General features: G+C 69.9%; 20 protein-coding genes. 4 read left to right on the forward strand and 16 right to left on the reverse strand.

Annotation, left to right across the window (positions count from 1 at the left end; translation table 11 throughout):
- Positions 1 to 8 precede the first annotated feature (8 nt).
- Complete coding sequence (locus tag ACWFR3_RS20130; protein ID WP_453735949.1) at positions 9 to 1,151, reverse strand: DUF6801 domain-containing protein; 1,143 nt, start codon at positions 1,149 to 1,151, stop codon at positions 9 to 11.
- Positions 1,152 to 1,651: 500 nt separating this feature from the next.
- Here ACWFR3_RS20130 and ACWFR3_RS20135 point away from each other — a divergent pair, with 500 nt between their 5' ends.
- From ACWFR3_RS20135 to ACWFR3_RS20150, 4 genes are all read left to right on the forward strand, one after another.
- Entirely contained in the window at positions 1,652 to 1,972 is a 321-nt protein-coding gene (locus ACWFR3_RS20135; protein WP_453735950.1) for a hypothetical protein, read from the forward strand.
- Entirely contained in the window at positions 1,969 to 3,183 is a 1,215-nt protein-coding gene (locus tag ACWFR3_RS20140; protein WP_453735951.1) for a glycosyltransferase, read from the forward strand. Before ACWFR3_RS20135 ends, ACWFR3_RS20140 begins: the two co-directional genes overlap by 4 nt.
- Positions 3,184 to 3,285: 102 nt before the next feature.
- Complete coding sequence (locus ACWFR3_RS20145) at positions 3,286 to 4,584, forward strand: lipase family protein (protein ID WP_453735952.1); 1,299 nt, start codon at positions 3,286 to 3,288, stop codon at positions 4,582 to 4,584.
- 55 nt (positions 4,585 to 4,639) lie between these two features.
- Complete coding sequence (locus tag ACWFR3_RS20150; RefSeq protein ID WP_453735953.1) at positions 4,640 to 5,857, forward strand: lytic transglycosylase domain-containing protein; 1,218 nt, start codon at positions 4,640 to 4,642, stop codon at positions 5,855 to 5,857.
- A 17-nt stretch (positions 5,858 to 5,874) separates the two neighbouring features.
- Here ACWFR3_RS20150 and ACWFR3_RS20155 read toward each other — a convergent pair whose 3' ends face one another.
- The 15 genes from ACWFR3_RS20155 to ACWFR3_RS20225 all read right to left on the reverse strand — a co-directional run bounded on the left by ACWFR3_RS20155 (position 5,875) and on the right by ACWFR3_RS20225 (position 23,821).
- Positions 5,875 to 6,828 (reverse strand): hypothetical protein, encoded by a 954-nt coding sequence (locus ACWFR3_RS20155; RefSeq protein ID WP_453735954.1) that lies wholly within the window; start codon positions 6,826 to 6,828, stop codon positions 5,875 to 5,877.
- 114 nt (positions 6,829 to 6,942) lie between these two features.
- Positions 6,943 to 7,977: a hypothetical protein gene (locus ACWFR3_RS20160; protein ID WP_453735955.1), complete on the reverse strand. Its 1,035-nt coding sequence runs from the start codon at positions 7,975 to 7,977 to the stop codon at positions 6,943 to 6,945.
- Between the two features lie 45 nt (positions 7,978 to 8,022).
- On the reverse strand, positions 8,023 to 8,646 hold the full coding sequence (locus ACWFR3_RS20165; RefSeq protein WP_453735956.1) for a hypothetical protein: 624 nt from the start codon (positions 8,644 to 8,646) through the stop codon (positions 8,023 to 8,025).
- A 2-nt stretch (positions 8,647 to 8,648) separates the two neighbouring features.
- Positions 8,649 to 12,653 carry a LamG-like jellyroll fold domain-containing protein gene (locus tag ACWFR3_RS20170; protein ID WP_453735957.1) on the reverse strand — a complete coding sequence of 1,335 codons (4,005 nt, stop codon included), beginning with the start codon at positions 12,651 to 12,653 and terminating at the stop codon, positions 8,649 to 8,651.
- Positions 12,650 to 13,960: a baseplate J/gp47 family protein gene (locus ACWFR3_RS20175; RefSeq protein ID WP_453735958.1), complete on the reverse strand. Its 1,311-nt coding sequence runs from the start codon at positions 13,958 to 13,960 to the stop codon at positions 12,650 to 12,652. The genes ACWFR3_RS20170 and ACWFR3_RS20175 overlap by 4 nt, the downstream gene beginning before the upstream one ends.
- Positions 13,957 to 14,343, reverse strand: a complete 387-nt coding sequence (locus ACWFR3_RS20180; protein WP_453735959.1) for a hypothetical protein — start codon at positions 14,341 to 14,343, stop codon at positions 13,957 to 13,959. The genes ACWFR3_RS20175 and ACWFR3_RS20180 overlap by 4 nt, the downstream gene beginning before the upstream one ends.
- Before the next feature lie 21 nt (positions 14,344 to 14,364).
- Positions 14,365 to 14,670 (reverse strand): hypothetical protein, encoded by a 306-nt coding sequence (locus tag ACWFR3_RS20185; protein ID WP_453735960.1) that lies wholly within the window; start codon positions 14,668 to 14,670, stop codon positions 14,365 to 14,367.
- Positions 14,670 to 16,328: a hypothetical protein gene (locus tag ACWFR3_RS20190; protein WP_453735961.1), complete on the reverse strand. Its 1,659-nt coding sequence runs from the start codon at positions 16,326 to 16,328 to the stop codon at positions 14,670 to 14,672. Before ACWFR3_RS20190 ends, ACWFR3_RS20185 begins: the two co-directional genes overlap by 1 nt.
- Positions 16,316 to 16,687: a hypothetical protein gene (locus tag ACWFR3_RS20195; RefSeq protein WP_453735962.1), complete on the reverse strand. Its 372-nt coding sequence runs from the start codon at positions 16,685 to 16,687 to the stop codon at positions 16,316 to 16,318. Before ACWFR3_RS20195 ends, ACWFR3_RS20190 begins: the two co-directional genes overlap by 13 nt.
- Positions 16,688 to 16,692: 5 nt before the next feature.
- Entirely contained in the window at positions 16,693 to 17,220 is a 528-nt protein-coding gene (locus ACWFR3_RS20200) for a hypothetical protein (RefSeq protein ID WP_453735963.1), read from the reverse strand.
- Positions 17,217 to 20,318, reverse strand: a complete 3,102-nt coding sequence (locus tag ACWFR3_RS20205) for a hypothetical protein (RefSeq protein WP_453735964.1) — start codon at positions 20,316 to 20,318, stop codon at positions 17,217 to 17,219. Before ACWFR3_RS20205 ends, ACWFR3_RS20200 begins: the two co-directional genes overlap by 4 nt.
- The gene (locus ACWFR3_RS20210; RefSeq protein ID WP_453735965.1) at positions 20,315 to 22,066 is read right to left on the reverse strand and encodes a M15 family metallopeptidase; all 1,752 of its coding nucleotides are present in this window, start codon (positions 22,064 to 22,066) and stop codon (positions 20,315 to 20,317) included. The genes ACWFR3_RS20205 and ACWFR3_RS20210 overlap by 4 nt, the downstream gene beginning before the upstream one ends.
- A gap of 37 nt (positions 22,067 to 22,103) precedes the next feature.
- Positions 22,104 to 22,280: a hypothetical protein gene (locus ACWFR3_RS20215; RefSeq protein ID WP_453735966.1), complete on the reverse strand. Its 177-nt coding sequence runs from the start codon at positions 22,278 to 22,280 to the stop codon at positions 22,104 to 22,106.
- A 2-nt stretch (positions 22,281 to 22,282) separates the two neighbouring features.
- Entirely contained in the window at positions 22,283 to 22,675 is a 393-nt protein-coding gene (locus ACWFR3_RS20220) for a hypothetical protein (RefSeq protein ID WP_453735967.1), read from the reverse strand.
- A 42-nt stretch (positions 22,676 to 22,717) separates the two neighbouring features.
- Complete coding sequence (locus tag ACWFR3_RS20225) at positions 22,718 to 23,821, reverse strand: hypothetical protein (RefSeq protein WP_453735968.1); 1,104 nt, start codon at positions 23,819 to 23,821, stop codon at positions 22,718 to 22,720.
- Between the last annotated feature and the right edge of the window lie 6 nt (positions 23,822 to 23,827).

Below are 23,827 nucleotides of genomic sequence, written 5' to 3' on the forward strand. Positions count from 1 at the left end.
ACGCGGGATCAGGTCAGCGTCAGCGTGAGCACGGCCGCGTAGTCACCGGCGGCCGCGGTCGCCGGTACGTCGAGCGCGAGGCCCGCGCCGACCGTGAACTCTCCGCCGGTCTGCGCCGCGTCGGGCGCGCTCGCGAGCGTGGCGCCCGCCCCGCCGACCGTCCCCTGTGTGCCCGGCACGCAGGTGCTGGCCGACCCGGCCGCCGTCTCGCAGGACGGCGTCCAGCCGAGCTTGTCCGCGCCGATGGTGCCGGCGCCGCCCGTGAAGTCGGTGACCTTGCCGGTGAGCGACCAGCCACTGGCGCCGTTACGGGCGTCCTTGACGCTCACCTTCTGCAGGTCGCCGGTCGAGCTGCCGCCCGCGCCCTCCTCGACCGGGGACAGTGCGACGGTGTCGCCGGCCTGGGCCATGGTGAGCTGACCGCCTCCCTGCTTGGGCGTGACCTTGGTGTTGACGTTCTGCTTGCCCGTCGAGGGGTCCGGACCCGGGTCAGGGTCGGGTCCGGGGTCCGGATCGGGCCCGGGGTCGGTGCTGCCGCCCTGGATCTCCATCGTGTGCAGGAGCGTTGGCTGGCCCGCGTCGAGCGTGCAGGCAGTCTCGAACTCGTCGCCGAACGGCGGCAGCTGGACCGGAGCGCCGGCCGCGTCACGGGCGATCATGTTGTGCAGCTTGAGGCCCGTGACGTCGAACTTGGCGGTACCGGGGTCGGCCCAGGTCAGCAGATTGCCGGGCGACTTACCGGTGGCGTCGACCGTGAACGCCGCCGCCGGGTTGGGGATGTTGGCCTTGGCGACGTTGTTGACGACCTTGATGGGCAGGTTGCCGGTGCCGCCGGGCAGGGTCACGTTGACGTCGGCGGTGGCCTTGCCCTCCAAGGTCACGGCGCCCATGACGCCGAGGCCCTGTGCGGCCCGTGCGCTGACCTTGGTGACGGCCTTGATGTCGTACTCGGGGACCGTCTCGCCCACCTTCATGGTGGCGGGCATGTCGGCGGTGATCTCAACTTCGATCGGGTCGTTGTTGATGATCGGGAACTTACAGGTGTACTTCTGATTCAGCTTCAGCGGAACGGCGGAAGCGGTACCTCCGGTGGCGGTGATCAGGCCGGTGACCAGCCCGGCGGTCGCGACAGCGGCCAGGGCGCCACGCACCCCGGCTCTCTTTCGATTAGCTCTCATGAGCTGCCTCTCGTACTGCGTGAACGAGCAGAACGGGTGAAGGAAGAATGGCCGTACATGTCGTTATCTTCGCCAGATACGGTCCTGTTTCGGATCGGTAAACTACTGACGGGTAGTTGGGCGGTCAAGATGTCAATTACCAGCAGAATTACGCTGCCTGGATTCGGCGTCTGCTTCATCCCGGGGTGAGTAATGAGCAGTCCTGATCTGTACTTCGATGCCAAAATCCCGGGGTGAGCCCGAGTGACAACTGATCCCGGCTTCTTACTCACCCCGCAACAGATCTTCAGTACGCGGTGAAACGTCTCTTGACCAGCATCTCGAGGCGCGACTAGCTTCCGCTTTCGGCTCGATTGTCAATTCAACGTAATTGCCTGTGTCGCCGAGCGGTCGGAGTTCTGATGCTGTCTTGTGAGGCAATCCCGGAGGCGGCCCCGGGGTTGATCCCTTCCGGCCGCGAGGACGGGAGACGGGTGAGACGTGCGGGGGAGCGCCGTACGCACCGCCCCGGCGACCCGGACGCCCTGCCGCCCCGCAGCCCGCGCGCCGTGCTGCTCGGCGCGGACGCCGCTTGCCCCGCCCCCGGCGCGGACGGACTCCCGCGCGCCGGGCTCACCGACACCCGCAATGCCCAACCGGCCCTGGGCATTGCGGGGTACGCAACCGCCTCGCTGCTCGTGCCCGGCCCGAAGGGCTCGCGCCGGGTCTCCCCGGCCGGGGGTGCCGAACCCGGCGGCACGCCTGCCCCCGACCGGACGGCGCAGGGGCCGCTGTACGGCGGCGGTGTCCGATGAGCCGCTTCCTCTTCGTGGTGCCGCCGCTCGCCGCCCACGTCACCCCGGCCTCGGCCGTCGCCGCCGAACTGGCCGGCCGAGGCCACCAGGTGGCCTGGGCCGGGCAGCCCGCCGTCCTGGAGGGCCTGGTGGCCGATGGCACTCCCGTCTTCCCCTGCGCGGGCGCGCCCGGCGTCGACGACAGGCCCCGCGATCTGCGCGGCGAGGCGGCGCTGAAGTTCCTGTGGGACGACTTCTTCGCGCCCCTCGCGTACGCCATGGCGCCCGGAGTGACCGCAGCGGTCATGGAGTTCGGGCCCGATCTGCTCGTCGTCGACCAGCAGACGGTCGCGGGCGCACTGGTCGCCGAGCGGCTCGGCGTCCCCTACGTCACCTCCTCGACCACCTCCGCCGAGCTCTCGGGCGGCCCCATCGGCACTCCGCAGTTCGACCAGTGGATCACCGACCTCCTGGACGGTCTCCGGTTGCGCCTCGGCGATCCCTCGGCCCGCTACGACCCGCGGTTCTCGCCGCGGCTCACGCTGGTCTTCTCCACCAGTGAACTCACCGGCCCGCAGACACCGGACCGCGGCCTGACGCGCTTCGTCGGCCCGGCACTCGGCCAGGAGCCCGAACCGGACGCCGATACCGCCGACTTCCCCTGGGGGTGGGTCGACCGGGACGTCGAGCGGGCGCTGGTCCTGGTCTCCCTCGACACCGCCGACACCACGGTGGGCGCCCACTTCCTCGCCCAGTGCGTCGACGGCATACGCACCCGGTCACGCGCACTTCGCGCGGTGGTCGTCGATCCAGACGGGGTTCTCGGGCCGCCGCGCGACGACGGCAACCTCCTGATCTGCCGAGCCGTGCCCCAACTCGCCCTCCTGGCCCGCGCGGACGCGATCGTCTGCCACGCCGGGCACAACACCGTCACCGAAGCCCTGTGGCACGGCGTCCCCCTGGTGGTGGCCCCGGTCCGCGGCGACCAGCCTGTGGTCGCCGCCCAGGTCACCGCTCTGGGCGCGGGCGTGCGGGTCCGTTTCGGCCGGACCGACGCCAAGGCCGTGGGATCCGCTCTGGACGCCGTACTCGGTCAACCCCACTTCGCCGCGGCCGCCCGCCGTGTCGGCCACTCCTTCCGTGAAGCGGGCGGAGCTCCCGCCGCTGCCGCACATCTCGAAGAGCTCGCCATCGCAGAGCAGGAGAACCCACGGCAGGGACTGCAGATCTAGCCGAGCGCAGGCCCCGCAACCCGCCGCAGCGGCAGCAACCGGCCGCGGCAACAGCCCGGTCCCGCCAGCCACCACACACCACCGGCACCCAAGGGAACTGACATGCCGACACGGATATCCCGACGGGCAGGGCGGCTCACCGCCGTCCTCACCCTGATCCTCGCGGCCTGCACGCTCTTCCCGGGCACGGCGGGCAGCGAGCCCCGCCAGGCTCCCGCGAGTGCGAGTGCGAGTGCGAGTGCGAGTGCGAGTGCTCGTGCGAACGCTGCCGCGCCGCTGCCGCCTGACGACTTCTACGTACCGCCGTCCGCCCTGCCCGACGGGAAGCCCGGCGACGTCATCCGCTCCCGCAAGATCGAGCCCGGCACCCCGACGCCGCGTGCCCTGGTCGACACCTGGCAGGTGATGTACCGGTCCACCGACGCGCTCGGCAAGCCCCACGCGGTGACCGCCACCGTCCTGGTGCCCAAGGGCGGCAACCCCGCCTCGCGGCCCATCGTCGGCTGGGGGCCCGGCACCCAGGGCCCCGCCTTCCGCTGCACCCCGTCCCGGATGATCGCCAAGGGCGCCCTGTACGAGCAGTGGGTCATCAACGCCATGCTCAGGGCGGGTTACGCGGTCGCCGTCCCCGACTACGAGGGCTACCGGCCCGGACCCAAGACGACGTACATGGTCGGCAAGTCCCTCGGCCCCGCCCTCATCGACGCGGTCCGCGCCGCCCAGCGGCTGCCCGCCACCGGGCTCTCCGCCGACGCGCCGATCGCCTTCCGGGGCTATTCGCAGGGCGGCGGCGCCGCGCTGTGGGCGGGTGAGTTCCAGCCCGACTACGCATCCGAACTCAAGCTCAAGGGCATCGTCGCCGGCGGAGTCCCCGCCAACTTGATGGAGGTGGCCCTGCCGCTCAACGGCCGCCCCGGCTCCGGCTTCCTCTTCTACGCCCTGATCGGCCTCAACAACGCATACCCGGAGCTCAAGTTCGGCGACGTACTCAACGACGCGGGACGCACCATGGTCGCCGACCTCGAAGGGGGCGGCTGCGCCCTCGAGATGATCAACAAGTACGGCAACAAACCGCTGTCCGCGTACGTCACCCGCAGCCCGCTCGTCGACGCACCCTGGGTCGCCCGCTACACGGAGAACACCCTCGGCAGCAGCCCGAAGATCAAGGTGCCGGTGTTCCAGTACCACGCGACCCGGGACGCCCTCGTCGAACCGAACCAGGCCGACGCCCTGCACAAGCAGTACTGCGCCCAAGGTGTGCCGCTGACCTGGAAGACGTACGACACCACGAGCCACCCCCCGGTCGGCGACCACCTCTGGCCGATCCAGGCGGCCAACGCCGAGGCCATGACGTATCTCGCCGACCGCTTCGCGGACCGCCCCGCCGCCCCCAACTGCTGAGCAGTGCCGATTCCTGCCGAGCACTGCTGAGCGCCGCAACTTCGAGAGGTGAGTCATGGCAACGAGCAACAGGCACCGCAAGAAGGGCAGCGGCCGCATGCGCCGGGGCATGGCGGGCACCGTCGTCGCGGCCGTCGCGGTGGCCGGACTCACCGCATCGGGCGCGCCCGGCGGCCCGCTCGCCGCACCGCGCCGTGGTGCCGCCCCGGACAACGCCACCGGGGGCGACGGGTGGATCCCGCCCGCAGGCCCCTCGGCCGACGCCTACCACACCGAACTCCCGCCCCTGCGGGGCAGCAAAGGCTCATCGGGCGGCGGCGGGAGCGAGGCCCCCGAGGTGCGCACCCAGTCCGGCATCCCGGCCACGGTCCTCACCGCCTATCGCCGCGCCGAGGAGGCTCTCGCGGACTCCGACCCCGGCTGCCGCCTGCCCTGGCAACTCCTCGCCGCCATCGGCAAGGTGGAGTCCGGGCAGGCCCGCGGCGGCCGGGTCGACGCCGACGGCACGACACTCACCCCCATCCTCGGCCCCGTCCTCAACGGCAGCGGATTCGCCCGGATCTCCGACACGGACGGCGGGAGGTACGACGGCGACGCGACCTACGACCGGGCGGTGGGGCCCATGCAGTTCATCCCCTCCACCTGGGCCCGCTGGGGCGCCGACGGCAACGGGGACGGCCGCGCCGACCCCAACAACATCCACGACGCGGCGCTCGCGGCCGGCAACTACCTGTGCGCGGGCAACCGCGACCTCTCACGCAAGGCGGACCTGGACCGGGCGATCCTCAGCTACAACCACTCGTCCGCCTACCTGCGCACGGTCCTGGCCTGGCTGGACTTCTACCGCCGCGGCGCCCACGAGGTCCCCGACGGCCGCGGCCCACTGCCGACCAGCCCCGGCCCCGGCGGCAGGACTCCCGCGACCCGCCCGGCAGGCGGGGACGGCGGCGGCCTGGTCATCGGCCCCCCACCGTCGTCCTCACCGAACCCGCGCCCCGGCGACTCCGCCTCCCCGGACCCGACCCGCCCGGGCCCACGCCCCACGACCCCCGGCCCGCGCCCCCGACCCACCACTCCCGACCCCACCGACCCGGACCCCACGGACCCGGACTGCCCGACACCGTCACCCTCCGACGACCCGACCCCGACACCCGAACCGTCCCCCTCCGACACCCCGACACCTTCGGACCCCTCTTCTCCTTCACCTACGCCCTCACCGACGGGAATGCCCTCACCGACCGACTCGACGCCTCCCGACTCCTGCGCCCGGTGAGGCTTCAGCAGCGCGTCTCAAAGGCCGCGGTCTTCCGTCGGCGGACCGTGAACGAGGCTCAGCAGTACCGCGTTGACCGCGGATCGTCGAGGCACGAGGCTCACGAACCGGCGGTGCCCCGTGGTCACGGCGAAGTAGTCCGCGGTGCTCTTCAAGATGAGGTCGATCCAACGCCGTTGAGGATCGTCCTGGTCGACGGACTCTTGGTGCAGGATGGCCGCGAAAAGCTCGTTCAGTCGGCTGACTGTCACATGCCGCTGTGTGTCGGGGCTCTCGAGTGGCCCCAGCTGGTGCATGAGTGCGCGTTCCGGGGCGAAATCGCCCTCCAGCCCCGCCGGCGTCGGAAAAGGACCGTCCGGAGGCGTCTGCCACGGGAACCGCTCCGGTCCTCCTTCATGGTCGGGCAGCGCGAGGCTCGCGAGGAGTTGCTGCCGATGGGCTCGCTGGTAGGCCTGTCGTAGGTCGACGCTCGCGGTCAGGTGGCTGCGGAGCAGTTGCGAGGGCGGTGCCCAACCGAGATAGCGGTACGGGTGCGTCGCGGAGACCGCGGTGAACACAATGGCTCTGGGGTGGCCGAGCCTGACGGCGCCCGAGGTCAGGAGCAGCAGCCTGGTCTCCCACCAGTCCCGCCCCTCTCCGAGGTCGACGATCACCACATCACCGATCGTGGCCGACTTCAGCGCGGTGATGATCGTGTCTCCTGCCGAATCCATGACGTTTACCCCCGCGGGGGCGCCGAGATTCTCCGTGATGGTCGTCCGCGTCGTCTTCTCCGCCACGCGCACGGCCGTCTGGACAGCGTCGAACGCGACTCTCACCCCTGCGGCCTCGACTGACTGCACCGAGCTGAGGACCAGCAGGAGGACGGGCAGCAGACCGAGCACTGCGGATCCGACCAACCACCAGGGATGGAGATCGTTGCTGCTCAACGGCCCCTTCGTCTGGACTGCCACGGTCACCGCGAGGAGCACGGGGACCAGGATGGCGCTGGCGATCCAGGCCGCACGTGCTGAGAAGGGCCAGAAGCGGGCGGTCATTCTGCCTCCAAGCAGGGGCGAAAGGCGCGATGGGTTCTGCGTCGGCGGCTAGGGGCGGTCCGTGACGAGGACGTATACGCGGGCGGCGCCAGAACGCTGCCTTGTCGCCGTGTCTGTGGTGACGGCGTCGAAGGCGTAGACGTCACCCGGCTTCTCTTCCGGTGAAGGGTCCAATGTGAACTGCATGTCGAGACGGCCGCCGGGCTTCAACTTCGTGTGCAGGTCCTTCTCGTGGGAATTGCCGCCCGCGCGGCCGATTCCCACGTACTCGAAGGGGGCCCCGTCAGGCAGGTAGAGCTGGTCCAGGCCGTGTTCATGCGCTGCCCTTATCAGTTCGGGCACGGGCTGGGGCCTGCCTGCTCCGTCACTGAGGTCCACCGGGCGCAGGGTGATCTGGGCCTGAAGGGGGCAGCGGTCGGTGACAGGCACCATGAGCATGATCGGGAGGTCGCCACGGATGCCGACCGACTTGGGGATGACGCTGAGGTTGCGCTGGGCGTGGCGGCGGTCGCACGACGGATCGATGTAGGAGCCCACCAGATCCCGGCCGTCCGTCGGAGTGGGCGGCGTGGCGACCGTATCGGCTTCGGCCCAGGCCACGACGCCGACGCAGTGATGTCCCTGATTCCGCGCGAGATCTTCCGCGGTGGGTTTCCACAGGCTGCTGCTGTTCATCACCACCATGGGCCGGGGAGCGTTGGGATTGCTGTGGGCGGGGAGAGGGACCGTTGAGTAGCCCTGGAACTCACCCGAGACCTTGCTCGCCGGTCCGATGCCTCCCAACGTGAAATCGCAGACCCAGGCTTGGAAGTTGAGGAAGTGCCGCTGCCGTTCCGGGTCGTTGTTGCGCACCCTGACCAGGAAGTAGTACTCGGTGCCGACTTCCACCTGTGCGATCCATGGATTGATGTCCCAGTCATCGGGGTGGGTGATCAGGTCCGGGGCTTCCTTCTGCGATGCCAGACGGATGTCGGGGCTGAGCCACAGCGGGGTCCCGGCTGGTGCGGGCCGAACTCCTGTGTCGTTGGCGCCGTAGGCGACAAATAGTCCAGGGGTACTGCCGCTGGGGTTGAAGCAGGTCATCAGTGCGTCCTCTCGTCTGCGTCGTGCGATGCGGGTGGGGGCTGATCACCGGGCTCGGTACAAGACCTGAAAGCCGGTCAGGAAGACGTTGTCCGGCGTGCTCGCGTGTTGCAGGCGGGCGAGCACGAAGTACGAGGACCCGGCGTCGATCACGTCGATCCCGCCGCCACCGGAGGGTTTCTCTGTCCGGTCGAAGTTGGGAGCTGCCGCCTGGCCGCTGACCTGGATCCGTACGACGGGTGACAGACCCTGCCCGGTGAGGTCCTGCCTCATCAGTTCCAGAGTCAACGTCCCTGTGCCGGTGTTGTTGCCGAGGGCCCGGAACGCGGCGATCCGACCGCCGGGCGGGAGAGCGACGGGAACGGCTCCGGAGACGTCCGTGGCCGAGCCCGGCTTCCGGGCGGTTCCCGTGCTGAGTTCCCAGCCTGTGGAGCCAGTCGCGGTGAGAATCGGAGCCACGTTCACCACGCGTTCCAACTCGACCCCCTGAGCGAGTGAGTTGAGGCTGTTGGTGACGTCGTCGAAGCGCGCTCCGATCGTGTCGAGGTCGGCTTCGAGCGTCTGGAAGCGGATGTTGAAGCCGTTGTCCCCGCCGGCCGACACCCGGTCGACGGCGTCGGTCCACGCTTTGTGCCGGAACGCACGCTGGAAGGAGATGGAGAAGGCCATCGCTAGTCCTCCTGCTGAGGCCGCGCCGACGGGCGAACCCGCTGGCGGTAGGCGGGATAGGTGTAGGCGGGAAAGACGTCCAGTAGCCCGGCCCGCAGTTCGACGACATGAGCGCGCAGTACCCGGGTGTCCACCTCGACGCCGATGGGGTGCAGTTCGTGCAGGACGTTCATGACCAGGTCGTACTGGTCCTTGCGCACGACGACCGGCGTTCCCGTCTCCTCCAGCCGGCGCAGCTCCGGGTGGAGCCCGATACGAAGGCTGAAGGGCGGGTGATCAGGGGAGCGGTACTCGGCGACGGCGAGCAGGGCGCCCGCACGCCCGGTGTGGGCGGACACAACGGGCGTACTGACGGCGTCAAGCCGGGCCTCGGCATCAGCGACCGGCCGCAGTGACCACCGCAGCTGTTCCCCATCACCCGTTCCCAGTGGCCAGAAGGTGGTGATGCCGGGCAGGGGCGCCGCAGCGTCCACCACGCCGACGGCGTCCGCGCCCCCTCGTATGTCGTCGGCTCGGGTGACGACGTAGAGCCTGCCCGCGGCGCCCGCGAGCGCCACGGGTGTGCCGACCGTGCTCATGGTGACTCCGGGGGACAGCGCGGAACCGTCCGCCGCGCGCCGCAGCACCCGGGACGTGGAAGGGTCCGCGACGTAGACACCGGGGCCGGAGGGGTCCGCGCCGACCGCCGTCGGCGTGCCGCCGACCCCCGGCACGGTCGTCAGCACACCGGTGGCGGGATCCAGGATGCACAGTGCGCGGTTACCGGGAATGGTGACGTACACCCTTCCCGCTGTGGCAGTGATTCCTCCTGGCGCACCCGGCAGAGCGACTGAGGCCGACAGGGCCGGTGCGGACAGCGGCGTGCTGACCAGCGTGGCGTTGGCCAGCGCGATCCACGCGGTCGCCCCGGACGGGGAGAGCGCCAGCCCCACGGGCGGCGCGGGAAGGAGGAGAGAGCTGATGAAAGACCCGGAAGGGCTGTCGCACAGCACCAGCCGATCGGCGAGCGCGACAGCGACCGTCGCCCGGCTGGTGCTGTGTGCGAGGGCCACGGGTTCGGCGGGGAGGGGCACCGTGGAGCGCACGGACTGAGGGCCCGGCTCCGGGCCGAGGGAGAGCACGGTGAGGGTCGCACCGGCGCGGTCTGCCGTGAAGGCGACGGACGCGTCCGTTGACACCGCGACCCCGACCGGCCGCCAGCCGACCTTCACCACCTTGTCGACACGCCCCTGCGGACCGAGCACGGAGACGGTGTCGGTGCCCGGGTTCGCGACGATTAGTCGGTCTCCGGCCGCCGCGGCGGCACAGGGCAGTGCGCGGGGCCGGACCCGCAGGGTGGACGTGCTCGCCTCCGCCACCAGGGTGGGTCCCTCCACGGTCACCGGATTGCCCGTCAGGAGGGCGATTCTGAGCGCGGTGCCGGTGTTGGCCACGTAGTCGAATCCGGTCGCGTGGGCCAGCGCGCCCATGCGATCCAGGGGTAGGGAGCAGGTGCCGCGCTCAAGGGTGAGCGCTCGTCCGACGGTCTCCGGGCCGCTGCCCATGGGACGCCAGCCCGACGTGAGCCGGGGCAGTCCGGTGGCGCCGTCCGAGGCGAGCGCGTCGAGCCAGCGGCTCAGCATGATGGCCAACGCCGGGTGCATACGCCGAGCGGCCACGTCCGATGCCCCGAGCCGGGTGTCGTCCACGGTGATCACATGGGACGGAGCGAGCCGCGGGTCTGCCACTTCGGTGAGCTGTGGTTCGGGAACGTCCTGTGCTCCGTCCGCCGCGATCGACCGGCCCGCGGAGACAGACCGTACGCCGATCGCCACCGTTCGCAGGGCGGTGAGGGTGCGCCCGGCGATGCGGACGTCCGCCAGGAGGACCAGGCGACCGGGGTGCGCTGCCCTGAGCTCGGCGGTTGGCCGTGACCAGGGCCCGTTGACCGCGTTCCCGGACGGATCGAGGAACTCCGCCCTGCCCCGGCCGCTGCGGGCCATGGACCAGCGGACGGTGGAGCCCGGGGGCGGGGGAGGATCCAGCGCGATGTCCGCGATCTGAGCCACCAGTAGGTCGGCACCATAGTGAGCGGCGGGAGCGCGAAGTCGTGAAGTGATCCGGACGTCGTACGAGGACGTCGAGGAGACCGACGCGTAGACGGAGCCGAGATTCCGGACCCAACTGAAACCCGCCTGCTGCGCCATGGCCGCGAGGAGCGGCGGCGGCACGCTGTCGTGCAGGAGCAGCAGGGCGCGACCCACGGCACGCAGGTCGTCGGCTGCCGGATCGTAGCCGGACCGCAGGCGCAGCGCGCCCGCGGCCCCGGCCGCGGTCAGCCGGTCCACAAGCGCGAGGAGAGCGCGCCGGACCCCGACGCGCATCCGTGGGGGCGCGTCAGGAGCACCGGCGAAGGCCAGGCGGGCCGAGGAAGGGACCGTGACCAGAGTGGACGGGTCGAAGTTCCGGTCGTCGTCAGCAGATCCGGACGCTTCGCTCTCCGGTCGGTCGCGGCGACCCGCGGCGTCGATCGATCCGCCGGAGGGGATCTGGCGGGGTGTCACCGTGACAGGCAGCGAGCCGCTCGCCGCGTCGTGATCGGAGTCGTCGACCGTGAACGGCTGCGCCACGCCGAGTATGGGCCCGGCCGCCGTGTTCACCGCTGCTTGGAGGCCGGCCGCATCGGGCAGTGTCCAGTGCCGGAAGACGGTCAGCCGGCGGCGGTAGCTCGCGTCGCTCTCGCCGAGCACCGGGTTGAACGAGGTTCGCGCGGTGGCGGAGATGCGGACCTCGTCCACAGCCCCGTGCCATGCGGCAGAGGGAGGGCTTCCGGAGCGGCCGATCCGCAGCGGTGCCGTCGTGGTGAGGGGTCCCAGCGCATCGATGGAAGCTTTGACACACAGAGTTCCGTCGACGTACAGCCGCGCTTCCCGGGCGACGCCGTCCACCACTCCCGCCAGGTGATGGTAGCGATCGCTGCCCAGCGGGAGGTCGGTGAAGAGCGCCAACTGCCGTGTGCCGTCGGCGAGAAGAAGACGAACGTTGCGCTCCACGCCCCTGCCGAATCCACCGACCGACAGGGCCCAGCCGGCCTGTGCGGGGGCCGCGGGGTCGGCGTGCTTGGACAGGGCCGTGCCCTCCCGGATACCGGAATCGGGACGGACCATGCACTCGGCGGTCAGACTCGCTCCGACAGGCATCGCGAACTCAGGGTGATCGGCGACCGTGATCTCGGAGGGAAGGTCGCCGAAGCCCGCTGCCGTGCCGAAGCGGCCGGGAACACCCAGCACGGCACCGTCCACCATGCCGGGGTGTCCGACACCGCCGTACAGTGCGAAGGCGTCGGCGACTTCGGCACTGCCGAACCGTTCGTCGAGGTGGTAAAGGGCGAGGGTGTGCGGTTCATAGACGTAGGGAAGAGGAGGGAACCTGGGCACACCGAGATCGGCACCGATCCGGTCGAGGGTCCCTCCGCTCGCTCGACGCACCGTGCGAGCGCCACGCAGCAGCGCCATATGGGTGGTGAGGAGGTCGCGTTCCGCGCCCAGGATCCAGCAGAGCGCGGCCAGCTCACCGAGCAGCGCGGTGACCGACCACATGTCGGCGACCGTGGCAGCGGGTTCGGTCACGGGCGGGTCTGTCGTAAGGGAGCGCAGCCGTGCGGCGGGGCGGGCGTTGTCGGGCAGGGGGACGAGGAACGACGCGCCTGCCAGGGTGCCGGCGGGCAAGGTCAGCTCGACCGTACGGGACGTTGTGCCGCCACCCGGGACGGCAACGTCGTAGGCGACGGTGAGCGTGGTCGCTGCATGCAGCGCCAGTCGCGTGCGCACCACGTATCGCGGGACGGGCTCCACGCCGAACGAGGCCAGATGCTCCGAGAATCCGTACGGCTCGAACTCCGCACGCGTTGTCGTGGCTCCTGGCAGGAAGAGCAGCTCGCTGCGGGCGGCGCCGGGCGCGAACGGCAGCGTGAGGTGTGCCGCCATCCGGGTGTCCGCCGGGACGCCCCGCTGCTCCGGGAGGGTCATCGCGGCACCACCTCCACGTCGAGCAGCGCACCGTCCACACGGAACAGCGCGACTTCGGTCGGACCGAGAGTGAGGTTCTCGCCGACTGCCGCCTCGATGGCCTCGTTCTGGAAGGGCACGGCGCCGAGCGTGAGCCGTCCGAGAAACGGGGGATTGCGGCGTAGCCGCAGATCCTGGACGTCGAGCACTCCCGACTGCTCGGTGAACACCCTCATGATCTGGGAGAACAGCACTGCCTCGCCCAGGCGGTGGCGGCCGAGATCCTCGGCGAGACGTTGCGTCAGAGCGGCCTGGAGCACCTGCGGATCCAGGCCCGAGTCGACGGTGACCCGGGCGCGCATGCCGATCTCGATGTGGTCGGCGGGGATGACCCGGGGATGCACGCCCACCGGCCGCAACCGGTTGACCTCGTCGGTGACGCGTTCCTGGATCCCCCGCATCCGGCTGTCGCTGCGCCACGGCCACGCGAACTCGTGGGCGACGACCACGTCGAAGAAGTACGGCTCGCCGAAGGGGCGTTCGCCGAGGAAGACCCGCTGGTCGAAGGCGAAGAGGTTGAAGTAGCTCTGTGTGACGTCCACTCCGCCGAGCGGATCGGAGAGCAAGACGTCAAGGACACCGGGAACCCGCAGTACTGCGGCCCGTACCGCTTCGAGGGTCCACATGCTGCGGGGAGTCGCGAGCAGCAGACCGCGGTACGCGGTGTCGTTGACGAGGGCGTTCCCGCCGGAGAACGGCGCCGGATTGGTCACGGTGACCGTCGTCGGGGGCCGCACGCCGGCGAACTGAACGAGATACGCGGGGTCGACGGCCACGACGGCGCCGGCCGCGACGTCGCCGCCCGGACCGGTTTCGTACGCGGTGGCGGAGACATCGGCCGTGGGCCGGGCGGCGCTGAGCCGGACGGTCTCGTCCGTGCGGAAGACGACCGCTGGACTCGTCGCGGTGAGCAGGACCGTGGCCGGGGGCAGTGTGTGGACTCGGTCCGGGAGCGGTTGGCCCACGGTGAGACGGACGACTCCGGTGGCGGCGTTGTAAGGGCGGGGGATCCCGAGGTCCTCGCCCAGTCGGTCGAGGTCGGCGCCTGTGGCGGTGGAGACGAAGGAACTGTAGTAGAGGTCTTCGAGGCGGCCCCACAGCAGCGCGTCCTCGTCGGCGGTGATCTGAAGGATCTTGCCCAGCGCCCCGGCGGGCGAGAGATCGGCGTCGGGGCCGAACACGGCGCGCGCACGGCTCTGGGCGTCCCGAAGGATCTCGTCGAAGGGCTTGGGGACGAAGCCGCCCTCCGTGAGTCCGAAGCCTGTCACGGGCCGACCTCCACAGCGAGTGTCACCTGGCTGTCGTCCTCGGTGACCAGCCTGACTTCTGCGATCCAGGCGTCGCGACGGGAGCTCGCACCGGCCGTACGGACCAGGACCTCGCTCACCTCCCGCACCCGTGGGTCGCTGCCGATCGTCCGCACCAGATTCAGGCGCAGGACTTCACGGGTGGTCGCGGCTGCGGTCGGTCGGGTGAACAGCGTGCGGACGTCCAGGCCGTAACGGGTGTCGTAGCGGTCCTCGCCGAGCGGGGTGAGTACGCGTGTGCGCAGCGACTGCAGAAGATTTTCGAGGCCGGAGACGAGGGCCAGGTCATGGCCGTCGAACAGGAGGTCGCCGCCACGGATTTCGAAATCTGTTCCCAGGGTCATGGATCTCCTCCTTTGGATTCGTCACCGGGCGTCCAGTACCTGCTGGCCTGCGGAGAGGGACTGGAAGGTGCCCTGGTCGGTCGTCCCCTGCACGGTGGCCAGGACGACCGCTGTGCCGGCGGCGCGGAGTGTGCGGGACGCTCCGGCGGATACGGCGAGGACCTTCGTGCACGGCGCCGGGCAGCCGGAGACCGTTGCGGCCATCAGGTCCGTGAGGATCAGGACGGGAGTGCCTCCGGCCGTCAGGGAGCGCTGCGAGGCGACGACAGTGATGGTGCCGCCGTGCGAACAGGTCAGTTGCGCCGATGTGTTGAGGACCTTGGGCATCACGTCACCTCCACGGTCTGTGCGTGCAGCGTGATGCGTGATCCGGAGATGGTGATCGAGGCCTGGCCGTTGCCGAGGACGATGTCTTTCCCGGATGTCGAGATGCTCACGGCACCATCGGGCGCGACGGTGATCTTCGTGCCCTTCTCGTGGCGGATCTCGAAGGTGAGATCGTCCGGGACCGGGGGGCGGGTGCCGACGTCGGGAAGCTGCTGGTCAGCGACCGTGATGGACAGGCCGCGCGCCTGGACTGCGCGTCGGCCCGTGCGGTCGGTGAGATCGTTGACGCCTTTGCCGGCCGGTCGCTCATCTTTGATCTCCGTGGGCAGGCACAGCCAGTAGTCGCCCTCCTCGGCCTCCGGAGGCTGGTGGTCCGCCGCTCCCGACCAGACGAAACCTGAGACCACCGGGTCGTCGACCGCTCCCCGGTTGTGGGCCAGCACGGCGCGCATGCCCGGATAGACGGGAACGACGAGCCCGCAGCGGTCCCAGGCGAAGGGCGCGGCGACGGGGCGGTCGTAGAGGCATGGCGCGTCGGCTCGCAGCGGATCGTCGACCACTGGAGCGGACGCGCCCGAGGGAGGCTCCTGACCGTACGACAGGGTTGCCCGGTGCGCGGGATCGGCGCTTCCTGGCAGCGCCGAGACGACGTCTCCGACATCGATGGCGGGCCGGTCGGTGAGGGCCGAGCGGACCATGCCGCGCATGCGGTCCGCGACTCCCGTCGCGCCGGTCCGCCGGTAGGACACACCGGGGTGGGCGGACACGGCACTGATGTCGCACGTGTAGCCGGCGCTCTTGAGGAAGGTGTGCCGCACGTACTCCAGGTGGAGTGCGCCCGGCGGCTGCGAGGCCGGAGCAGGGTTGATGAGGACCGTGCCTCCCACCCGGAGTGTCGGATCGCCCAGGACCACCAGGTCATGGCGCCGACGCGGGTCGGGCTCCGGCGCAGACTGATCGGTCGGCTCGTCGTCTCGGCGGCTCTGCCGGACGATGTTGGTCTCGGGCGTGAACAGTGCGGGCGCGCCCACGGACGCCGCGTTCCCCAACAGTGCCCGGCCGTCGCGGAGGGCCAACAACACCCCTGCCGCGTCGGCGAGTTCACCCAGCGCGGCGAGCGCCGTACCCGTCCGGACGGCCGGGTCGGGGCGAGTACCGGTCAGTCCGCCGTCCACCACGGTGACTTTGGCCCGGGCGCCGATGCTCTGGGCAAGGTCGGCGAGCGCGGTCTCGCCGGACCTGCCGAACTCGAACGTGGTCCCCAGCAGCCGGTGACCGGCCAGCCCCTGGCCCCGCACCTCGGTGAGCAGGACGCCGTCGGAAGAGACATGGGCACGGACCGAGGTCACCGCGCCCAGAAGCACCGAGGCGGTGTGCGTTTCGGGACGGTCCAGGTAGCCGAGCCGGATGTCTGCCAGCAGAGGACCGGAGGAGGCGTCGGACTGCCGGTGCCGGAGCGCCAACTGTTCGCTGTGGTGCAGCGGAAGATCGTGGATCACGATCTCGAACCGCTCGGCGTGTGCCCCGATCCAGGACTCGACCGTGATGTCGGCGTCGACGGCGAACTCGCCGCTGACCATGTCGTTCGACACGCGCAGTGACGGCGGCGCGTTCTCCGCGTCGAGGAAGGCGACTTGATACCAGATCACGAAGCCCATCGCGCGGTCACCCCTCCCACGATCCGTGAGCCGTGGGTGCCCGCTCCGTTGAGGTTGAGCGGATGAACCCGGATGGAGGTGAACACCATCGCCAGGTCGGCCACTTCGTACTCCAGCCCCGTCACCACCTTGCGACGGAACATGGGCACCGGGCCGCGTCCGTCCACCGGCTCCAGGGCGATCACGAGGAAAGCTCCGTCGCGGGGTAGTTCGAGAGGGACGGGTGAGTCGAGCAACGAGTCGTCGACGACGGTGACGTAGGCGTCGAACCGGTAGACGCGCTCCGCGAGGGCCAGCCGGAAGGACTGGGGAAAGCCGTCGTCCGCGTCGATGGGCAAGCGCAGATAGCCGTTTCGCATGGTGATCACCTTGCTGGGGGCGGGGGGAGAGGGGCAGTGGGAACCCGCGGGAGCGGAGTGCCGACCACGGGGGTCGGCGTCAGTGGAACCCCTGCGGCCAGCGCGAGGTCGGCGGCTTCCCCGAGCAGAGCGGTCGCACGGCTGCGGGGCACGTGCTGCAGGTTCATCGAGAGATCGATCGCCGCCCTGCGCTGGGTGCTCTGAGTGAAACGAAGTTCGGTGATCTGCATGTCCAGGCTGATGGCCAGGCCGCACACGACAGGGATTCCGGACAGCGCCAGCCCCGGTGCGGCTGCCGCGGCCAGCAGCCGGGACACCAGCGCGAGGCCCTCAAGCTCCTTCTTGGTTCGCAGACGCTCCTCGCCGAGCAGCAGCGCCTCGATGGCGATCGTCTTTCTGGTCGGGGCGAGGGCCTGGGAGAACTGGCTGTCGGCGATGCGCTTCACCTCGTACCCTTCTGAGATCGTGATGCTCTGTACGTACAGAAGGGGCACCGTGCCGATGAGCACCGGTGGATTGGGCGCGGAAGTCATGGCGCCGCCCCCTGGTCGATCCGTCGGCCTCCGCGGTACCGGAGCACCTCCGACGTCCCCTCCGCGGTGACCTCGACGGTGATGCCGGGGTGGAGGGCGCTCAGTTGCGCCAGAGGACCCTGGCGGGACCGGCACGAGTCACATACGCGTTCGTCGACGTGTATCCACACGGTGCTGCCGCGACTCTCTGCCGCCGCCTCGGGGCCGAGGGATGACAGGCGTGCGTCGAGCTTCTGCGCCAATACGACCTCCGCGTCCCTGGCCGACCGGGAAACCTGCCGCATGCCGGCGGGGATCTGGATTCGGGCCCGGGGATCGTAGGTGCCCAGGGCCTGTGGTGAGCCTGCCTCGAACAGTTCGTCGGCGAGGGCGGGGATGTCCGTACGCCCGACGCCCACCGTTCCCTCCAAACGGGCGATCTCCTTGCTCAGCGGCACGCCTTCGCCCTCCCACGCCGGAGCCTTGGGTGGCCGTCGTTCGAGCCGGCCGGCGGCCACCTCCCGGGCACGCAGTCCTTCGACGCGCTCGCGAAGGGCAGCGAGGTCGCGGCGGAGTCGGTTGCGCATGGAGGGACGGGACGGCACCGCCACCAGCAACGGGCGGTCGCGGCCGCCGTGTTTCTCGTCGAGAAGCGCCGTCGCGACCTCGTCGCCCTGTGCTTCGAGGGCGTGCAGCCTGGCGTCGGTCGCCGACTCGTAGGTCGCGAGTCGCGCTCCGGCCTCCGCGTCGTCCCGAGCAGCCCTGCGAAGGGCGGTCAGTGGAGCCGAGCGAGACCCGGCCACGTTTACCTGTGCCGATCCGGCTCCCTTCTCCAACTCGGCAAGTGCAGCCAGACCCGCCGCCTCGGTAGGGGGCATGACCTGGTCGTATGCCGCGCGCTCACCGGCGGCGAGGCGGTCCAACAGGCGCTGATAGTCGGCCGGGTCAGCGATGACGTCGCGGGCGCGATACAGGCGGGCGGTGAACTCCTCGAATTGGTCGAGGCTGCGGCCCTGGCGTCGGAACAGCTCCAGCAGGAGCTCTCCTCCGGCCTCGGCGAGCAGCCGCCGGGCCAGCGGGGAGCGGGCCAGGGACGCCAGCCGCGCACCGGCTCCGATATCCAGTAGCTGCCCCGGGGACAGACGCCCGACGAATTCAAGGAAGGCCGGAAGTTCCCCGGCGGGAAGGCTGTCCACATAGCGCTTCAGCCGGGCCCCTGGCCAGCCGGTGTCAAGGAGCCGGTGCAGCCCCGCTGTCATGTCGGGGGTGAAGGCGTCCGCCCCGCCGGCCTTGCGTTCCAGCAGGGCGGTCAGTTCCAGAGCGCTGCGAAGCCGCGCTGTTACCTCTCGCTCGCCGGGCATCCGCAGCAGGGCGCGGTAGGAGGTGGCCGAGGGGGTTAGTTCGGCGAGCCGGGCGAGCTCGGTGGCATACGCGTCGGGAAGCAGGCGCAAGAGCCGGGCGGCCTCCATCTCGTCGGCCAGCCGGGCGGCTTTCGCGAAGAGGGCGAGCACGGACTGCAGTCGTTCGAGCCGCGCAGCGCTCTCGGCCCCGCTCTCGGCCCACGACAGGCCGCGCAACAGCCGTAACAGAGACAGGAGTTGCTTGGACTTCGTGCTGACGGCGGCGCCGGCGGCACGAAGTTCGGCCACGCCGACGAAGACGGAAAGGAGTTCCAGCACCAGCAGCGCGCTGAGGCAGCGGCCCAGTTTGGTGGTGGTCGGCGCGTTGACGGGGCGGGCGTTGTACGACGTTCCCAGCACTTCCATGGTGCGAAGGCCGTTGAGCGTCGTCCACACCACCGTCCCCATGCGCCGCATTACTTCCATGACCTGGATCAAGGCCTGCGGGTCGACAGGAGTCGTGGTGGCGCGTTGAAAGGTGTAGGCCGCATGAGCGAGCTGCTTGGTGGCGTCGGCGAGGGCGAAGGGGAGAAGGGGAAGGTCTTTGAAGGAGCCGACCGTGCTCCGCAGCCAGTCCCAGCCCGTCTCACCGATTGCCTCGAGGTCGGTCAGCAGTCTCGACCGTGAGGAGGAGGCCACGCCCTGGAGCAGAGCGTGCAGGAAGTCCAGGCTGAACAGCGGCGCCGGGTGCAGTTCGCCGAGCTTGAACAGCAGGACAAAGACCGGCTTGTCCAACCGGGTGAAGAGCCGGTCGTACAGCCCCTCGCGGCGCAATACCGTGAAAACGGCCTCGAGTTCGGTGAGCGGTCGCGTCGCTTCCACGATTTCGGCGATGGCCGCACCGGTGCGTTCGGGTTCGCCGAACACGCTGTCGCGCCACCGGGTCAGACGGACCAGATAGTCGGCCCGCTCCTGCCACCTCAGCGCCGCAAAGATCCGTCGGTCCATCAGCGACAGCCGGCGCACCAGCTCGGTGTCCCCCGCCGCCGGGGCCAGCCACTCGCGAGCGGCCCGGGCTGCCGTTCCCGGGGCCACATGTTCCGTCCGCGGCGTGGCGGCCAGCTGACGTTCCGCGCGCTCCGCCGACCAGCCGGCGGGACCGGTCTTCCCGGCGAGCGGATACAGGCGTCCCGCGTCGTGGCCGCTCAGTCCCACCGCCACCACGCGGTAGTCGCCCGCCCGGAAGACGGAGTAGCGCTGGCCGACGCCGTGCACGGCGACCCCCGGTGGCAGTTCGAGACCCTCGATGCCGGAGCCCCAGCCGCCGAATGAGGCGATGGTCAGCGGCGAGTCGAGGGCCGCCACCACGAACCGGCCCGAGGCGCTTCGCCGTTCCAGTACGGCGAACCCCCCGGCGCCGAAGAGGTACTCACCCCACTCGACAGATCGCGCGAGGCTGTTCGTCTCCACCGTGGCGCCGCTCGCTCGGGCCCAGGAGGCCGGTCCCCATGCTGCGGGACTGATGACGGGGAGCGAAGGAAGCATGCCCTCCGGGTGCAGGACATCACCCTGGGAGGTCGTGAGTCGTCGGCCGTGGACCGCCGCGGGGCCGGGAAAGCCGAAAACCGGCTCCGGCCGGCCGTGGACCGACGCGGCCGGAGTGATGTCAGGTCGCTGTGCCGAGTGGTCGGTGAGCGCCCGCCGTATGCCACGCCTCACCGCCGCACGGACACGTTCCTCGGCGGCTCCTTCGGAGGTCTGGAGCGCGGGACCGCTCACCGAGGCCCACCCCCTTTCTCTGTCGTTCCGGTGTCCGGAGCCGCAGGAGGGCCCGGCGTGTACAGGGGAGGCAGCCGGCGGAGCTCGAAATGCATGAAGTCCCTGGTGGCGCGTTCGTGCGAACCGAGCCAGCGGAGGTCTCCGGCCCCCGGCGCCCTCAGTGCCGCAACGATCCTGTCCGGGATCCCGATGAAGCCGTGGAGGGCGATCTGCCCGAGCTTCGGAGACACGGCCGTGGGCTTGACCCTGAGCGGCTTTCCTCCGCGCAGCACCCGCCGGCCGGCCTTGTCGTGCTGGAAGGTCTCCTCGAACACCTGCGTCATGCGGATCAGCAGTTCGACGATGTGACGCCTGCGTTCCCACACGTCGAGCGGCTCGGGCCCCAAGACCGGCGAGGGCGGGAAGAGCAGGCGGGCGAGTGCGTCGTGCCGGGCTCCGTGCACGGGGTGCCTCTTGCTGCTCCTTCGGCGCGTGGGGCCGTAAGCCCAGTGCACGGCGGGCCCTTCCGCGGCGGCCGCCAGAACTGCGGTGCGAAGCCCCGGGGGATCGACGGACTTCGGCGTGCCCGCCAGACGGACGGCGACCTGCCACAGTCCGGCCTCAAGGCTGGATTCGTCACGGAAGATCCCGGCGAGGCGGTCGCTCCCCAGGACCTGACGCCGCGCTTCGTCCAGATCCTGGCCCGGCGCGTACACCATCAGTGTCGCGAGAACGTCGACATCGGTCACCTCGCGGACAAACTCGCCGGGAAATCCGGGGACGTTGGGGCTCAGATCCGGATTGATGTCCACGGCCGCGCCGAAGCTGTGCCAGGACAACGCGAGCGGATTGTTCCTGTTGGATCGGATGACAAGGGTGCCGACGGACGTGATGCGCGGCAGTAGATCGCGCCGGTCCACTGCGGTCAGCGCGTTCTCGGCGGCCTGGATGTGCTGCGCCAGATCCCTGTGTACGAGCTTGTCGGCATGGCCCAGAACTGAGATCCGCACCAGCGGGCTGCCCCCCGGGCCGGAAGAGCCCGGTTGGTAGAACGTCCGCGCATGGCCCAAGGCCCGCTCCGTCCCGACTTCCAGGGCCCCGAAGGCCACGAGGAACCCCGGACGCAGAGCGCGGTAGCCCTCGTAACCGTTCTCGAAGAGCTTCTGCATGAAGGCGCCGAAGCCCGCCCATTCCGCTGTCGGATCGTCCTTCGGCAGCATTCCCAACGCCGTGTCGCGGTCACCGAGCAGGGTGTCGAGGACACGCCGCAGGACTTCGGCGCGCTGGTCCTCGCGTGCGCCGAGGGCCTGGAGCGCCTTGACAAGCTGAGGTTCGTACAACCAGGCGGGCGCCATATTCCTGCGCCTCGGCCGGGGTGTGGAGACCTGGCGTGTCACGTGCGGCCAGATCGCGGCGGCTGCGGGGGTTCCGGACACCGGAGCGAGGCCGGCGATCAGCAGGCCTGCCGCCGTGCCCACCATGGAGAGCAGATCGGGTGGCCGCAGCGGTGTGTCCAGGAGATGTAGGCCAGGGGTGCGGATGCGCACGCCGCCACCGGAGCCGGGCTCGTTCTCACCTGCCTCGTGCTCTCCGGTGTCAGCGGACACGGCGCCTGCCTCAGGATGTGTCCGGCTCACCTCCTGGTCTGCCTGAGCGAGCCGCAGCAGTACCGACTTCCTCACGGACTCCTCGAGCTGCCGCAGACGCTCGTCGTCGAGAGTGCCGACGAGCCGGACAGTGACAGGAACCGAGCACAAGAGGCTCGCCACGCCGGTCCTCCTCCCGGAACAGGGCGTACTGGTGTGATCAGGCGGTACCGCGCAGGGTGGAGTCCAGCTCCTCGAATACGTACGCGGCGAACCTGCGCATCGTGTCGGCGTCCAGCTCGCCCACCACCTCGATGTGTACGGGGAAGCGATACGTGATGCCGGTGACCTCGTCGACCTGTGTCTCGACTACGTCTGCTTCATCGGATTCGGCCATGACTAGTCGTCGATTCCGGGCTGCAGACACATGCAGGTGAAGGTCGCCGCGGGCGCCCCGTCGATCACCACGTTGCTCGGATTGGCCGACGTCATGACGCACCGGCCGAATTTGAGGGCCCTGAAGGACCAGTCGGTGCCGCTTCTCTCCGCCACTCCGATATCGAACTCCGCACCGGTTACGGCGAGTTCGGTGAGATCGGCGACGGCCGAACCGATGGCCAGGACGGTCATGGTGAAGGTGAACGTCTGCGGTTGCTTCACATAGCCGACGTTGTCGGCCTCGACGCTGTGTATCACGGTGTGCGGCACGTTGAAGGTCGGCGAGAACGACGAGAGCGGGCAGATGAGCTCCGTGCCCAGTCGCACTTCGAGGCGTGTATTCCAGTTGGGCATCTCATCCCCCCGGATTGAAGGCTTTCAGGTATGGAGCGAGGACTAGACGAATTTGAGGTTGATGGAGATCCGGTGCATGGCGCCCGCGTAGTCGATCGTCACCAGGACCTCTGCCAGACGACTGGTTTGGGCGTCGTCGATCCTTTTCCGTTGTGCCTCGTCGAGCGCCGTAGGGTCGGTGTCCAGCAGATCCAGGATCGGAATCGTGATGCCGTAGCCCTCGATCACCTCGTCGGCTACGAGCGGAGCCAGGACAGCGTCCATCTGCACGACGAGGGACCGCAGCCCCGAGCGGCTGATGCGCAGTGCCCCGACCGCCTTGATGAGCCGCGCCTTCAGGCGGAAAGAGACGTCGTCGATGGTGCGTGTGACGTCGATGTACTTGTTGCCGGCCGAGTTGCCGGTGTATCCCTCACCGAGATACATGCCTTTCCCCGGGAACAGTGGCGGGTCGACCAGCCAGTTCACCCCGCTGCCGCGTGGGGGCTGGTCGTCGGACTCGGCGCCCCCGTTGAGCCTGTCGATCTCCGCGGAGGAGAAGGGAGCGGAATCGACACTCACCGGCTTGAGGACCATGGAGACGCCGGGGGCGAAGCCCGCTGTGGCGGCTGCGACGGCCGCGGCGACGTCATCGTCGCTCTTGTGGGCGATGTAGATCATGCGGTCCGAGGTGAGTGTGGCCGTGAGCACGGATGGGTCGGCCGAGTTCTTGGCCAGCATGGCGACGCCCATGCGCTCCTTGCCGTCACCGTCTTTCGAGACCGCTACGACGTGCGCGAGTAATTTCCCGATGGTGCCGCTGACCTGTCCGGTGGTCGCGTCGAGGGCGCTGCCGGCCACGACGACGAATTGAACGTCCAGATCTTCCACCGCGGCCAGTGCGCCCGCGATGTCCGCGCCCGACTTGACGGCCCAGATCTGGCTGGGGCCGGGGTCCTGCCGGAATGCGGCCAGCAGAGCCTTGGTGAGCAGTGACTGGTCGGCCGCTCCGAATCCGGCGACGGCCGCCGTGGGCTGGGTGACTTGGACCGGAACGCCATCCGTGCCGCTGGTCGCCGGTCCGACGATCGCGAGGTTTCCGGTGGGGCGCACCGCGGGCGAGAACATGTCGCTGGATGGTTTGACTCGTACGTACCGCACGGCCATGGGGTT

The sequence above is a fragment of the Streptomyces sp. NPDC055189 genome (assembly GCF_053606765.1).